This is a genomic window from Pseudoxanthomonas sp. PXM03 (assembly GCF_014852005.1).
Lineage (GTDB): Bacteria > Pseudomonadota > Gammaproteobacteria > Xanthomonadales > Xanthomonadaceae > Pseudoxanthomonas_A.
The window spans coordinates 945,065-959,175 of sequence record NZ_JACVAU010000001.1 but is presented as its reverse complement, the minus strand read 5'-3'; the positions used below and the strand labels follow the sequence as shown (position 1 = coordinate 959,175).

At 68.0% G+C, this 14,111-nt stretch carries 11 protein-coding genes; 3 read left to right on the top strand and 8 right to left on the bottom strand.

Translation table 11 applies throughout. From position 1 onward, the window contains the following. Nucleotides 1–43 precede the first annotated feature (43 nt). The 4 genes from murD to IB223_RS04365 are packed head-to-tail and all read right to left on the bottom strand — an operon-like array spanning nt 44 to nt 5,888. Nucleotides 44–1,447, bottom strand: coding sequence for a UDP-N-acetylmuramoyl-L-alanine--D-glutamate ligase (murD, locus tag IB223_RS04380; protein ID WP_192200424.1), 1,404 nt, complete (start codon nt 1,445–1,447; stop codon nt 44–46). Continuing rightward, entirely contained in the window at nt 1,428–2,783 is a 1,356-nt protein-coding gene (gene murL / locus IB223_RS04375; RefSeq protein ID WP_192200423.1) for a UDP-N-acetyl-alpha-D-muramoyl-L-alanyl-L-glutamate epimerase, read from the bottom strand. Before murL ends, murD begins: the two co-directional genes overlap by 20 nt. Beyond that, nucleotides 2,780–3,274: a hypothetical protein gene (locus IB223_RS04370; protein WP_192200422.1), complete on the bottom strand. Its 495-nt coding sequence runs from the start codon at nt 3,272–3,274 to the stop codon at nt 2,780–2,782. The genes murL and IB223_RS04370 overlap by 4 nt, the downstream gene beginning before the upstream one ends. Then, complete coding sequence (locus IB223_RS04365) at nt 3,258–5,888, bottom strand: bifunctional aspartate kinase/diaminopimelate decarboxylase (protein WP_192200421.1); 2,631 nt, start codon at nt 5,886–5,888, stop codon at nt 3,258–3,260. The genes IB223_RS04370 and IB223_RS04365 overlap by 17 nt, the downstream gene beginning before the upstream one ends. Nucleotides 5,889–5,975: 87 nt before the next feature. Here IB223_RS04365 and IB223_RS04360 point away from each other — a divergent pair, with 87 nt between their 5' ends. Both IB223_RS04360 and IB223_RS04355 read left to right on the top strand, forming a co-directional pair. Further along, nucleotides 5,976–6,851, top strand: coding sequence for a PhzF family phenazine biosynthesis protein (locus IB223_RS04360; RefSeq protein WP_192200420.1), 876 nt, complete (start codon nt 5,976–5,978; stop codon nt 6,849–6,851). Between the two features lie 29 nt (nt 6,852–6,880). After that, nucleotides 6,881–7,759, top strand: coding sequence for a PhzF family phenazine biosynthesis protein (locus IB223_RS04355; protein WP_192200419.1), 879 nt, complete (start codon nt 6,881–6,883; stop codon nt 7,757–7,759). Between the two features lie 155 nt (nt 7,760–7,914). Here the strand turns inward: IB223_RS04355 and IB223_RS04350 are convergent, their stop codons facing one another. The 4 genes from IB223_RS04350 to IB223_RS04335 all read right to left on the bottom strand — a co-directional run bounded on the left by IB223_RS04350 (nt 7,915) and on the right by IB223_RS04335 (nt 11,611). Further along, nucleotides 7,915–9,579: an amidohydrolase gene (locus IB223_RS04350; protein ID WP_192200418.1), complete on the bottom strand. Its 1,665-nt coding sequence runs from the start codon at nt 9,577–9,579 to the stop codon at nt 7,915–7,917. 152 nt (nt 9,580–9,731) lie between these two features. Next, entirely contained in the window at nt 9,732–10,415 is a 684-nt protein-coding gene (locus IB223_RS04345) for a glycine zipper 2TM domain-containing protein (protein WP_192200417.1), read from the bottom strand. A 69-nt stretch (nt 10,416–10,484) separates the two neighbouring features. Further along, on the bottom strand, nt 10,485–11,171 hold the full coding sequence (locus IB223_RS04340; protein ID WP_343227164.1) for an alpha/beta fold hydrolase: 687 nt from the start codon (nt 11,169–11,171) through the stop codon (nt 10,485–10,487). A gap of 5 nt (nt 11,172–11,176) precedes the next feature. Beyond that, the gene (locus IB223_RS04335; RefSeq protein WP_185741982.1) at nt 11,177–11,611 is read right to left on the bottom strand and encodes an OsmC family protein; all 435 of its coding nucleotides are present in this window, start codon (nt 11,609–11,611) and stop codon (nt 11,177–11,179) included. 205 nt (nt 11,612–11,816) lie between these two features. Here IB223_RS04335 and fusA point away from each other — a divergent pair, with 205 nt between their 5' ends. After that, nucleotides 11,817–13,862 (top strand): elongation factor G, encoded by a 2,046-nt coding sequence (gene fusA / locus IB223_RS04330; RefSeq protein WP_192200415.1) that lies wholly within the window; start codon nt 11,817–11,819, stop codon nt 13,860–13,862. The last annotated feature ends 249 nt before the right edge of the window (nt 13,863–14,111 follow it).

Genomic DNA, 14,111 nt, shown 5'->3' with positions numbered 1-14,111 from the left:
CCGCCGCTGCGCACCGGGCTTGACGGCGCGTGCGCGGTGGCGCTCAGGCAATGCCGAGACCGGGAATGGCCGTGATGTCGTCGGGATCGAAGCCCGCCAGTTCCGCGAAATGGCGTCCGCGTGCCACGTAATCCCGATACTGGCCGAAGCTCGGCGCGCCGGGCGACAGCAGGACGACGCCGTCGCCGTCCAGCGCCGCGCGTGCGGCGGCGACGGCCTCCGGCAAGGTCTCCACACCTGCCAGGCTGAAACCACCCTCAGCCGCGACCGCCGCCAGCAGCGCATGGATACGCGGGCCATTCGCGCCCATCGTGATGATCGCGTGCGGCGCCTGCACACGCATGTGCGCTGCGAAATCCGACCAGTCCACGCCACGGTCGTGACCACCGACCAGCAACGCGATGCGCCGGCCGGCAAAGCACTCCAGCGCCGCCAGCGTGGCATGCGGCGTGGTGCTGATGGAATCGTTGACCCAGGTGACGCCTGCGCGGGTGCCCATCGTCTGGAGGCGATTGGGTAGAGGGCGGAATGAACTTGCATGCGCCGCCAGCGGCAGCGCCTCGATACCCGCCGCCTCAAGCGCTGTCAGCACAGCGCAGAGGTTGCTGCGGTTGTGGCGCCCGGGCAACGGCAGCGGCCGGGTGTCCATCACGAATGCGTCGCCCCGGTACAGCGCATCTTCGCGCAGGTGCCAGCCGTCGGCATGGTTGAACCAGCGCACGTCGCTTCGCGGCAGCGACAGGGCCGCCAGGCGGGGATCGGCGGCGTTCAGCACTGCGACGCGGGGATGCGCGTCGGTGACGAGCTTCAGCTTGTCCTCGATGTAGCGCGCCTCGCTGCCATGCCAATCCAAGTGCTCAGGGAACAGGTTCAGCACGATGGCGATGTCGGGGCGGGCATCGCTGGCGAGGACATCACCTGTCTGGTAACTGGACAACTCGATCGCCCAGTAGTCCGGCGCGGGCTGTGGTTCCAGGACTTCCAGCAACGGCAGGCCGATATTGCCCGCGAGCGCGGTCCGATGCCCGGCTGCACGCAGCAGGTGCGCGAGCAGCGACGTCGTGGTGCTCTTGCCCTTGGTGCCGGTGACGCACATCGAGTGCGTGACGATGCCGTCGGCTTGCGCATGCTCGGCGAACCAGAGGCTGGTGCCGCCCACGAAGCGCGTTCCCGCTTCCATCGCCGAACACGCGACGGGTGTATACGGGCTGATGCCCGGCGACTTGATGACGATGTCGAACGTCGAAAGCCGCTCGCCCGTCGCGTGCGTTTCCACGGATAACTGGTGATCGCCCAGCGCGGCCGCTTCGGCCGCTTCCGCGTCGCTGCAGAACAGCGTCAACGGCAGCGACGGCAACCGCGATCGCACGGCATGATGGGCAGCGCGACCCTCGCGCCCCCATCCCCACAGAGCGACACGTCGACCCTCAAACTGCGAAATTCGCACGCAGGCACTCCCACAGCGCGGCCGGAATGCGGTGCTCGCCGCCGATCTCCAGCAACGGGGCCACCGCCAGCGCTGCGACATCCAGCTGCGGACGGATCTCATGATTGAAGCGCGCCACGATCACGTCCTCGCGCCACTCCGGCCGATCGCCCAGCACGGCCATCGCCGCGCGCGATTCCTGGCCTTCGCCGACACATTCGAACGGCTTGTGGTCCTGGTACTCCAGCAAGGCATCGAAGCCACCCGTCTGGTTCGCGTCATCGAGCAGGTTGCGTCCGAAGATGCCGACAAGCCGCGGCTTGGGCATGAAGGGCGCCAGCGCGAGGAACACGAAATGGCATTTCGGGCAGACACCGCACCAGCGATTGGTCGGGCGCTCGCCCAGCAGGTGGAAGTTGCGGTTGCAGCTGGAAAAATGGGCGTCATAGTGATCGGTACGCGCGAACTGCCGCGCCACAGCCAGCTCCGACAGCGGGCGCAACAACGAGTAGTAATGCAGGTCGGCGGCGACATGCGATTGCAAGAAATCGCCGAACGCCTGCTCGAACGCCCACCCCTTCGACCATTGGTGGTTCACTTCGCCCGTGCCGGGGATCATGCTGCCGTAGCTGGCCGAGCGCTCGTTGGAGAACACCACCTGGTCCACGCCCTGCAGCAGCGCGGCCAGCACCATGATGGCCGAGTTGATCGCCGTGACCGGGATATGCCCGTTCCACGCCCCTTGGCGGTTGTAATCGAACAACTCCGGCGCCAGCGCACGGCCGATGTTGAGCGTCGGCAGGCCGGTACGCGACGCGCAGGCTGCGATCAGCTGCGAGCCACCGATCCAGGTCACCGTCTGATCGATGCCGGCACCCCGCAGCGCCTCGATGCTGACCAGCGAATCCTTGCCGCCGCCGATGGCGACCAGCGCATGCTCGCGCAGGCCCGTGGCGGCAGCGGGAGCCGGCGTCTGTGCGCCGACGGGGAAGCGCACGCGGCCGTGCAGGCTCAGCCCGTTGCGGTACGCGAATTCGCCCAGCCCGTGTACGTACACCTGCTCCAGCAGCACCGCCGTGGCTGCGTCGATGGCATAGCCGTCGATCCGGATTTCATTGGGCACCGCTGCCTTGTAGTAGCTGACGCCGGTGATCAGGTGCAGCAGGCGGACAGCCTGCTCGACGGCGCGCGAGCGGGTCGCGTCCAGGGTGAAGGGTGCGCCGGGAACGGTAACGGTCTCGGTCAGCTCAGGACCTTCGTCGAAGGCATAGACCAGGCGCGCGACGCCCGTCTCCGCATCGAAGGAACAGCGGACAAAGCGGAAGACGCGGATGCTGGATTTGTCGAAAGTCGTCATGCGTGACCCGTGGAAAGCACCGCCTGCCGGCGCAGGAAGCGGCGACAGGCAAAATATTCAAGGATGAAAGCGGGCACGGCACCGAACAGCAGCGCGGCCAGCGAACCGTAAAACACGATGACCGGCAACCAGCCCATGGCATCGCCCATGGCGCCAGGCGCATCGGCCATGATCTGGTCGACGCCCAGGGCGACCATGGCCCAGGCCGCCAGCGAGACCGGGAACAGCAGGAACACCACCAGCAACGTGCGCAGCGTCATGCCACCGGGCTTCCAGTCGCGTCCCACCGACCTGGCGCGCGCGTGCCAGCGGGTGACGAACCATGTCCCCGCACCCGTCGCCAGCAAAGCGGCGGGCGCGAACCGCAGCGCGGACAGCACGTCGCGCACGCCGGGGGCGCGACGATCAGCGTTCATGAGCAGCAGCACGCCGACCAGCACCGCCGCCGCCATCAGCATGCTGAGCAGGGTGAACTCAGTGCGCGGCGTCATCGCCTGCCATTCCTTCGATCACGTCTTCAGCCGGCAACCCACGCAGGTTGTAATGGCTCGCCATCACGTAGCCGTATGCACCTGCGTCCGAGAACAGGAGTACGTCGCCTTCCGCCGTCGCCGAGGGCAGCCGGCGACGCTTGCCGAACACGTCGCTCGACTCGCAGATCGGGCCCACCACATCGAAGGGTTCCTGCGCTTCGTCGTCCAGCCGCGACAGGTTGCCTACATCGTGCCAGGCGTCGTACAGCGCCGGCCGGATCAGGGTGTGCATGCCGGCATCACTGCCCACGCGCCGGATGCCCAGCTTCTCCACCACCTGCGTCACATGCGCCAGCAGCACGCCGGATTCCGCCACCAGGTAGCGGCCCGGCTCGATCACCAACTGGTATGCCGGGTACGCCGCCTTGATCGCGGCAAGACCTTCACCCCATGCGGCGAGATCGAAAGGTTCGTCCGTCTCCGCGTACGGGATGGGCAGTCCGCCACCGATGTCGATGGTCTCGATGGTGCCGATCTGATCGGCCAGCCCGCCAAGCTCATCGGCGATCTGGTTCCAGTGCTGCGCGCTCTCCACGCCACTGCCCAGGTGCGCGTGCAGGCCAGTCACGCGCACATCGAGCGCACGGGCGGCGGCCAGGAACTCCTCGAGCTTCACCAGGGGCAGGCCGAACTTCGATGTCTTGCCGCCGGTCTTCACCTTGTCGTGATGGCCGTCGCCACGCCCCAGGTCCACGCGCAACCACACGCGACGCCCCCGGAAGACCTCCGGCCACTGTTGCAGCGCCTCGACATTGTCGAGGGTGACGTTGATGCCCTTGTCGAGCGCAAAGGCGTACTCCTCGCGTGGCGCGAAGCTCGGCGTGAACAGCACATCCTGCATGGCGAGCGTCGGTGCCACCTCGAACACATGCTCCAGTTCGCCGCGCGACACGCACTCCAGCCCGAACCCTTCCTCCACCAGCGCGCGCAGGATGGCCGGATGCGAGTTGGCCTTGATCGCGAAGAATCGCCGATCCACCGCACCGATGCCGGCCAGTGCGCGCGCACGGGCACGCACGACATCCAGGTTGTACGCATAGCGCGGCGTGCCCGCCTGCGCGAGCGACAGCAGTCGTTCACGCGCTGCGGCGGCGCTCCACCAGCGCACGCCACGATGACGCACGGCGCCGTTGATCTCGCGCCAGCTGGGGCCGAACACGCTGGCTTCGTCGGTCGGCATCGCGCCACTGTCGATCAGCGCCTCGTGCAGCACGGGCAACAGGCCCTCCGCGTCCGCTTCATCGATCACGAACGTCAGGTTCAGATCGTTCGACGACTGCGAGATCAGATGCACGCGTTCACGGCCGAACATTGCCCACACGTCCGACAGTTTGTGCAGCAGCGAGCGCATGCCACGACCGACCAGGGTGATCGCCGTGCACGGCGCGATCACCTTCACCCGGCAGATCTCGGCCAGGTCGGCGGAAAGCGCGGCCAGCACGTCGGTGTTGACCAGGTTCTCGCTGGGGTCCAGCGACACGGTGACGTTGGTCTCCGACGAACCGATCAGGTCCACCGACAGGCCGTGCTTCTTGAAGCGGGCGAACACGTCGGCCAGGAAGCCCACCTGCTGCCACATGCCGATGCCTTCCATCGACACCAGCACGATGCCGTTGCGACGACTGACGGCTTTCACGCCGGGCACTGTGATGGCGCTGCCGTCGATGGTGGTGCCGGGAAGATCGGGGCGCTCCGTATCCAGGATCGCCATCGCCACGCCAGCATCGCGGCACGGCTTGATCGAGCGCGGATGCAGCACCTTGGCACCGGTAGTCGCGATTTCCTGGGCCTCGTAATAGTCCAGCCGCGTCAGCAGGCGCGCATCGGGTACTTCGCGCGGATTGGCGCTGAACATGCCGGGCACGTCGGTCCAGATCTCCACGCGCTGCGCGCCGAGCAGCGCACCGAAGTACGCCGCCGACGTGTCAGAGCCTCCGCGACCGAGGATGGCGGTGCCGCCATCGGCATGCCGCGAGATGAAGCCCTGCGTCAGCAGCATGCGGCTGGACTGTCCCGCGAACGCGCGACGCCAGTCCTGATCGGGCGCGGTATTGCACGACACCGACAGTCGCTGCGCCCACGGGCTCTGGTTGGGCAGGAAGTTGGCCTGCAGCCAGTGCCGCGCATCGACCCAGCCGAAGTCCAGCCCCTGCGCGCGCAGGTACGCCACGCCCAGCGTGGAGGACAGCAGCTCACCCTGGCCCAGTACCTCGGCTTGCCAGTCCAGCGTGCGACTGGCCGCGCGCGGATCGGTCAGCAGGTTGCGCAACGCCGCAAGGCGCTCGCCCAGCACGGCGTCCACATCGAGTTCCAGTTCGGCGACGAATTCGCGATGGCGCTGTTCCAGCTTCGCCACGCGCTCCGCGCTGTCCGTCGCACCATCGGCAATCGCGGTCAATTCGTTGGTGACGCCGGACAGGGCCGACACCACCACCAGGATGCGGGCATCACCTTCTTCCGCGCGTTTTTTCGCCAGCGCGCCAATCGTGTTCCAACGGTGGCGACGCGACACCGAGGTGCCGCCAAACTTGAGAACAATCCAACGATCAGGCGCGGGGGAGGCAGAGGGCATGGGTAGAATGGCGAGGGATGCCCGAACCCTTCGGGCGTGAACCGTCGATTCTAGCCGAAGCCCCCGCGCAGGACCGGACCGTACCGCATGCAACAAACCTCCCACCGCTACCTGCAGGTCGACGTGTTCGCCGACCGTCCTGGTGGCGGCAACCCGCTGGGTGTGGTCCTGGATGCGGCCGAGTGGGCTACCTCCCGCATGCAGGCGTTCGCGGCCTGGACGAACCTGTCCGAGACCATTTTCTTCCTGCCGCCGACGACACCCGACGCCAGTTACCGCATCCGCATCTTCACGCCCCGGCAGGAACTCCCGTTCGCTGGTCACCCCAGTGTGGGCGCGGCATGGGTCGCGCTGCAGGCTGGCCTGGTCACCGCATCCGACCGCCCGGTGCAGGAATGCGCCGCGGGGTTGTTGCCCATCCGGATCGACGACAGCGGCCCTCAACCCACGATTCAACTGAGGACGCCGCAGGCGCATCTGGTCGAGACGCCGCCGCTCCCTGCCCTGGATGCCGTCCTTTCATCACTCCCGATTGCGGGCCTCCGCCCCGGGCTGTGGAACAACGGACCTTCCTGGTGGCTCGTGGAGCTGGAGGACGCTGCAGCCGTGCGACACCTGGTGCCCGATCTCGCCGCCATCGCTGCATTGACCACGGCCACGGGCGCGGTGGGCCTGTCCGTGTTCGGGCGGACGCCACCCGGCAGCGACCACCACCTCGCCGTGCGCGCCTTCTGCCCTGCCGACAACATTCCGGAAGACCCGGTGACCGGCAGTGTCAACGCCTGCATCGCCGCCGCGCTGCACGCCGCAGGCGCGTTGCCCGGCGACTCGGGGCGCTATCTGGCCAGCCAGGGCCGCGAACTGGGGCGAGACGGCCGCGTCCACGTACAAATGGATGACGAGAGCCAGGTCTGGATCGGCGGTCAGGTGCAGTTGGTCATCGATGGCCGGGTGACTTGGTAAGCTGCGCGGCCCCCACGCGAAACCCCGACATGACTTCTCGCCGTTACGTCCAGCTGGACGTGTTCGCCGACCGCCCTGGCGCCGGCAATCCCCTGGCCGTCGTGCTCGATGCCGCCGGACTGGACGATGCGGCCATGCAGGCCATTGCCCGCTGGACACGCTTGCCGGAAACAACCTTCGTGTTCGCGCCCACGCAACCGGGTGCGAGCTACGCCGTACGCATGTTCAGCCCGCGCCGCGAGGTGCCATTCGCCGGCCATCCGAGCGTGGGCACGGCGCATGTCGTGCTTGATGCCGGCCTGGCGACGCCCATCGATGGCCTGCTGGTGCAGGAGGGCGTGGCCGGCCTGCTGCCGTTGCGTGTCGAAGACGATGCTGCCGGCCGCACCATCGCAGTGCGCACGCCCCGTGCCCACGTGGTGAAAACAGGGGACACGCACAGCGACGAAATACTGCGCGCGGCCATTGCGAACCTGCCTGCGGGCCGGTTGCCTCCCGCCCTGATGAATGGTGGACGCCGCTGGTGGCTGGTCGAAGTCCGTGACGAGGCGGCTCTGCGTGCCGCCGCGCCGGACTGGGCCGCGATCAGCGCGCTGGCAACCGCCACCGACAGCATGGGTGTGTGCGCCTACGCGCGCGCGCATGACCAAGGCTATGACCTCGCCGTGCGCGCCTTCGTGGGCGCGCCCGCCGCGTTCGAGGATGCAGCCTCGGGCGCCGCCAACGCGACCCTGGCCGCCTGGCTGACATCACGCGACGCATTGCCAGGTCGCAACGGACGATACATCGTCAGTCAGGGCCGCGAAGTCGGCTACGACGCCCGCCTGCAATTGCGCGTGGACGAGGCCGGTGACGTCTGGTCCGGCGGCCACGTGCGCACCATCGTGACGGGTCGCATCGACTGGTAGCGATCACGGCCTCCTGCAGGAGCGACGTCCGTCGCGACCGCATGGCCTGAGGCATGCAGGAAATCGCGGGAATGGAACAACGCGCCCGACCCGCGCATCTGTAACCACGATGGCCGTGCGGTCGCGACGGACGTCGCTCCTACAGGAAAGCCGGTCTACTCCCCTTCGTAGACCGGTTTGCCATCGACCCACGTCGAACGCACATGCAGGTCATCCAGCTGCTCACCCGGCACCGCGAGCGGATCCTCGTCCAGCACCACGAAGTCCGCGCGGAACCCCGGCGCGAGCCGCCCGACGTCGCGCTCGTCATGCGCGGCCCAGGCGGCATCGGCGGTGAAACCCCGCAACGCCTCCGCAGCACTCAGGCGTTCGGCCGCCCTCCAGCCGCCCGCGGGATGACCGTGCGCATCCTGCCGTGTCACCGCCGCGTGCAGACCCCGCCGCGGGTCAACCGATTCCACCGGAAAATCCGAACCCAGCGCCAGCTTCACGCCGTTGGCCTGCATGCGCTGCCACGCATAGGCGCCCCCGATGCGTACCGGACCCAGCCGGTCCTGCGCCCATGGCATGTCGGAGGTGGCGTGCGTGGGCTGCATCGAAGCGATCACGCCAAGCTCGGCGAAGCGCGGGAACTCCTCCGGCGCAACGACCTGCGCATGCTCGATGCGCCAGCGATGGTCCGTCTTCGCCGTGCCACCCAACACGCGCTGGTAGGCATCCAGCACCAGGCGATTGCCACGATCACCGATCGCATGCGTGGCCACCTGCACGCCACAGCCGTGCGCCTTGCGCATCGCGGCTTCCAGCGCGCCGGGTTCGGTCACCAGCAGGCCCCGATTGCCGGGATCGTCACTGTAGTCCTCCAGCAACGCAGCGCCGCGGCTGCCCAGCGCGCCATCGGCATACAGTTTCACGCCGCGCATCTGCAGTCGGCCACCCGCATGGCCGTACAGGCCGCGCGCGCACAGGTCCGCAAGTGCGGCGCCATCCCCATCCGCATACGCGTCGATGCGCAGCGGCAGGTGCTGTTCATCGGCGAACTGCACCATCAGCGCCAGGTCCTCGCGCGACACGCCCATGTCGTGCACACCGGTCAGGCCATTGCGCACTGCGGCCTGCAACGCCTTCTCCAATGCCTGGCGGCGGTAGGCGGTATCGGGCGCGGGAACGACGGCGTTGACCAGCGACATCGCGGCATCCACGAACACCCCGCTCGGCTTGCCCTCGATGCGCTCGATGCGCCCACCGTCCGGCTGCCAGTCGCCTTCCAGCGGACGCACCGCCTTGGCCGCCGCCGCGCGCAGCGCCGCGCCGTTCGCCCAGCCGGCATGGCCATCCACGCGCTCGAGCCAGACAGGACGCTCGGGGAAGGCCGCATCCAGGTCGGCGGCTGTCGGGAATGCCTTCTCCGGCCAGTCGTTCTGGTCCCAGCCGCTGCCAAGCAGCCATGCGTTGGGTGGAAGCTGCTTCTCGTACGCGCGCAGGCGCGCGATCACCTCGGCCTTGTCGCGCGCATCGACAAGATCGACACGCATCAGCGCATAGCCCAGCCCCATCACATGGCCGTGCGCGTCGATCAGGCCGGGAATGACGGTCTTGCCGGTCGCATCGATGCGCTTCGCATCGGGATACCGCGCGAGCAACGCCTTGGCATCGCCCACCGCCAGGACGCGGCCCGAGGCGTCCCATGCCAGCGCCTCAACAACAGGGCGGTCCGGATCGGAGGTATGCACGCGCGTCGCCGTCAGTACCTGCACCTGCGCCTGCGCGGCACCTGCCAGCCCCAGGGCACATCCGATTCCCAATGCCAGACGCCGCATGCCCCGCTCCCCGTTTGGTGACCGGCCGGACTATGCGGTCTCGCGCGCACTGCGGCAACCCGGATACGGAAGAGGGGCCTTGCGGCCCCTCCGGTTTTCGACTGATTTGCGTTGCCGGGCGAGGCATCCGCTGAGCGGACACGCCTGCACGCTCATTCGGGGCGGACATCCACGCGGATGCGGATGCGGTCGCCGGGATGATGGTCCGTGCGCGTCCGGTAGGTGCGGTTGGCGTACTCGTAGGTCACGTCGTAACCGTTGACGCGTCCGTCGCCGTAGTAATCGTCACCGTAGCGCCCGTCGCTCACCGGTACGGGATCGCAGACCCGTACCCGGCCGCGCTGCACCTGGCGATCGCGCTGGGCGCTGTCGTAGATGGAACGGCCCGCCATGCCACCGACCATCGAACCGACGGCGGTACCGACGTAGCGGCCACTGCCGTCCCCCACCTTGCTGCCGAGCACCGCGCCGGCAATGCCGCCGATCACCGTGGCCACGGTGCGGCCCGAGCCGTTGCCGCCGGCAGGGTAGCGACGGTCGTCGCCATAGCGGTCCTGTCCATAGACGTCACGGTAGTCACCGTTGTCGTATACATCGTCGCGACGGACATCGCGCGCATACACGTCGTCGGCGTCGCGGTAATAGCATCGCTCACCACCGCCGGTGCTTCGGTACCCGCTATCGATGACGGGATCCACCCGGACTACGCGGGCATAGTCGTAATAGGGCTGGTCGCCGTCACGGTCTTCGGTGCCGTAGTAGCGCGAGGATTGCGCGGACGCCATGCCCGTGGTCAGCAGGCCGATGGCCAGCACGGTGGCGGATAGACGCTTCATGTCGGGTACTCCCCACGCCGGGGTGGCGTGCCGGCATGCTCGGGCGCGACGGGTGAAACATGGCTGAACTCAGGCGGCGGGCGATGCCCGGTTTAGCCATTCGACAGCTTGCGCGGCGATGCCGGCGGCCTCACGCCCGAGCAGCGGCCCGACGTGCGAATCCGAAAGCGTTTGCAATGTTTCCATGCCCCAGGCATCAGCCATGGCGTGGGCTATCTCCGGCGATACGTCTTCGTCGTATCGCGACACCACGCACAACGTCGGGCACGCGGGACGCGCCCGTGCGACACCGCCCTGCGCCGCGCGCAGGACCGCGCCGGATTCGTCGCGCCAATGCCGGAAGGCGAACAACGCGGTGGCCTCATCCGTCCCGGGCAACGCCCTGCGCGTGCCGGCGAGCCGGGCATCGCGCCGCCACGGCACCACGTGGGGCCAGTCGCGCGCGGGCAATCCGGCGTGCCACGGCGCAGGCGGCAACGGATTGACCAGCACCACGGCATCCGCGTCCGCTGCAGCGCCCAGGGCCAGCAGGCCGCCGAGGCTCGCCCCGACCAGCGCGCGTGGCCGAGGCAGGCCTGCGAGCGCGGCGCAGACCTGGGCCTGGTAGTCCTCCAGGCGCGTCGCGGCCAGTCCGCCGTGCACCGGCTCAAGGTCGCGCGCCTCCACGCGGAGGCGCGCCGCCTCGAACACGCCACGCCATACGTTCCATTCCCAGCCACCGCCGCCGGCGCCATGCACCAGCAGCGCAGCCCGCACGGCCGTCAAAGCAGCGTGGCCTCCAGCGACACCGGCACCGACAGTGCGCGCGAGATCACGCAGCCCGCCTTCGCCTGCTGGGCGATCTCCTCGAACTGCGCCGCGCTGATCCCCGGCACGCTGGCCGATACGGTCAGCTTGATGCCGGTGACGGTCGGGCCCGGATCCATGCCCGGCTCCATCGTCGCCTCGGCACGGGTCTGGATCTTGTCCGGCGTGAAGCCCGCCTTCCCCAGCACCGCCGACAGCGCCATGCTGAAGCAGCCCGCATGCGCCACCGCCAGCAGCTCCTCCGGGTTGGTGCCCTTCTCGTCGCCGAAGCGCGTCTTGAAGGAGTAGTTCTGCGCCTCGAACAAGCCGCTCTGCGGCGTGCTCAGGCTGCCTTTGCCGGACTGCAGGTCACCGTTCCACACCGCATCCGCATAACGCTTCAAAGCCATGGTCGTGCTCCTCGGGTAAGGGACGCGCAGCGTACACCCGCTGATGTTCACGCCGCGTTCCGCAGTGCGACTTGACCCCTCCGGCAGCCGCACCGATGCTGACCGCCCGCCATGACCGCCCGCCGAGCGACACCGCTCACGGGATGCGCTCAGCCCGGACAGCCATGACGGCCCTTCGACCCCAACCCTCGGGAGGAACGGCCTCATGTCGTACAGCACACAACAGATCCGCAACGTGGCCCTGGCGGGCCACCCCGGCGCCGGCAAAACAACCTTGTTCGAAGCCCTGCTGCATGCCGGCGGCGCCCTCCAGGTGGCAGGCACCATCGAGCGCGGCACCACCGTGTCCGACCATGATCCGATCGAAAAGGCGCGCGGGCATTCCATCGACACCGCCATCGCCAGCACCGATCACGGCGGCATGCACGTCAACCTGATCGACACGCCTGGCTACCCGGAGTTCCGTGGGCCCGCCCTGTCGGCATTCTCCGCCGTGGAAACCGTGCTGGTCGTGGTGGATGCCGATACCGGCATCGCGCACGGCACGCGCCGGTTGATGGAGCGCGCACGCGAACGCAACCTCTGCCGCGCCATCGTCATCAACAAGATCGACCACGAAGGCGCCGACTGTGCCGGCGTGCTGACGGCGTTGCGCGAGGAATTCGGCCCCGAACTGCTGCCGCTCAACCTGCCGGCGGATGGCGGCAAAGCGGTGATCGACTGCTACGGCCAGGCCCAGGGCGACTCCGATCTCGGTCCCGTCGCCGACTGGCACCAGAAGATCATCGACCAGGTCGTGGAGATCAACGAGACGGTGATGGAGCACTACCTGGACCTGGGCGAAGGCGGACTGTCGGGCGAGGAACTGCACGATGCCTTCGAGCAGTGCCTGCGCGAAGGACATCTGGTGCCGGTGTGCTTCGCCTCCGCGCGCACCGGCGTGGGCGTGAAGGAACTGCTGGACGTGGCCGAGCGCCTGTTTCCGAATCCCGCCGAAGCCAATCCGCCCCCGTTCGTGAAGCTCAACGGCAGCGGCCCGCAACCCATCGAGGCCGTGCCCGATGCGCGCGCGCATGTCATCGCCGATGTCTTCAAGATCGTCAACGACCCCTTCGTCGGCAAGCTGGGCGTCTTCCGCGTCTACCAGGGCACGCTGAAGAAGGACACCCAGTTGTTCGTCGACGATGGCAAGAAGCCGTTCAAGGTCGGGCACCTGTTCAAGCTCAAGGGCAAGGACCACGTGGAAGTCGACCAGGCCATTCCCGGCGACATCGCGGCCGTGGCGAAGGTGGACGACCTGCATTTCGATGCCGTGCTGCACGACAGCCACGACGAGGACCACATCCACCTGGCGCCGATCGACTTCCCCAGGCCGATGTTCGGCCTGGCCATCGAGGCCGCCAGCAAGGGCCAGGAGCAGAAGCTGTCGGTGGCGCTGCAGAAACTGGCCGAGGAAGATCCTGCCTTCGTGGTCGAACACCAGCCGGAGTTGAACGAGACCGTCATCCGCGGCCTGTCCGACCTGCACCTGCGGGTGATGCTGGAACGCCTGAAGGAACGCCACGGCGTGGAAGTGAAGACGCGCCCACCCCGCATCGCCTACCGCGAGACGGTGAGCGCGAAAGCGGAAGGCCACCATCGCCACAAGAAGCAGACCGGCGGCGCCGGGCAGTTCGGCGAAGTCTTCCTGCGCATCGAACCCTTGCCGCGCGGCGGCGGCTTCGAGTTCGTCGACGAGGTCAAGGGCGGCACCATTCCCGGACAGTTCCTGCCGGCCGTGGAGAAAGGCGTGCGCCAGGTGCTGGGCAGCGGCGCGCTGGCCGGCTATCCGCTGCAGGACATCCGGGTGATCGTCCACGACGGCAAGCACCACGCGGTGGACAGCAAGGAAGTCGCCTTCGTGGCCGCCGGCAAGAAAGCCTTCCTCGACGCCATCGCCAAGGCGCGGCCACAGGTGCTCGAACCGGTCGTCGATCTGGAGGTCGCCGTGCCGGAAGCACAGGTGGGCGACATCACCGGCGGCCTGGCGGGCAAGCGGGCACGCATCAATGGAACGGATGCGCTGCGCGGCGAGATCGTGGTCAAGGCACAGGTGCCGCTGGCGGAGCTGGAGGGGTACGCGGCCGAACTCAAGTCGATGACCGCAGGCCAGGGCCGATACAGCCTGGATTTCAGCCACTACGAGCCCGTGCCGCCCAACGTGCAGCAGAAGCTGGTGGAGGCGTACCGGCCGAGGCACGAGGAAGAGTGAGTGTGCATTGTGGTGCGGCATCCGGTCGCGGCGGGACGCGATGGATGCCGCTTCCGGTGCGCGCAGGCGGTCCGGTTTGCTCGTCATATCCGGCCATTTCCGACGCGCGGCGAGCGCCAGACCAAAGAAAATCGAAAAAAACCGAAGAAAAAGGCGTTTTGGGGCCTTCCTGCCCTTGGCGGCGCGATTCCTTTGCCCTACATTTCGCTTGCCGATGCGATCGGCCCGATTACCCAACCACTCGACAGT

Coding starts and splice junctions, on each gene's coding strand:
- IB223_RS04355 (WP_192200419.1), top strand. CDS start 6,881: ATGACTTCTCGCCGTTACGTCCAGCTGGACGTGTTCGCCGACCGCCCT.
- IB223_RS04335 (WP_185741982.1), bottom strand. CDS start 11,611: ATGGCTTTGAAGCGTTATGCGGATGCGGTGTGGAACGGTGACCTGCAG.
- IB223_RS04365 (WP_192200421.1), bottom strand. CDS start 5,888: ATGCCCTCTGCCTCCCCCGCGCCTGATCGTTGGATTGTTCTCAAGTTT.
- IB223_RS04345 (WP_192200417.1), bottom strand. CDS start 10,415: ATGAAGCGTCTATCCGCCACCGTGCTGGCCATCGGCCTGCTGACCACG.
- murL (WP_192200423.1), bottom strand. CDS start 2,783: ATGACGACTTTCGACAAATCCAGCATCCGCGTCTTCCGCTTTGTCCGC.
- IB223_RS04360 (WP_192200420.1), top strand. CDS start 5,976: ATGCAACAAACCTCCCACCGCTACCTGCAGGTCGACGTGTTCGCCGAC.
- IB223_RS04350 (WP_192200418.1), bottom strand. CDS start 9,579: ATGCGGCGTCTGGCATTGGGAATCGGATGTGCCCTGGGGCTGGCAGGT.
- fusA (WP_192200415.1), top strand. CDS start 11,817: ATGTCGTACAGCACACAACAGATCCGCAACGTGGCCCTGGCGGGCCAC.
- IB223_RS04370 (WP_192200422.1), bottom strand. CDS start 3,274: ATGACGCCGCGCACTGAGTTCACCCTGCTCAGCATGCTGATGGCGGCG.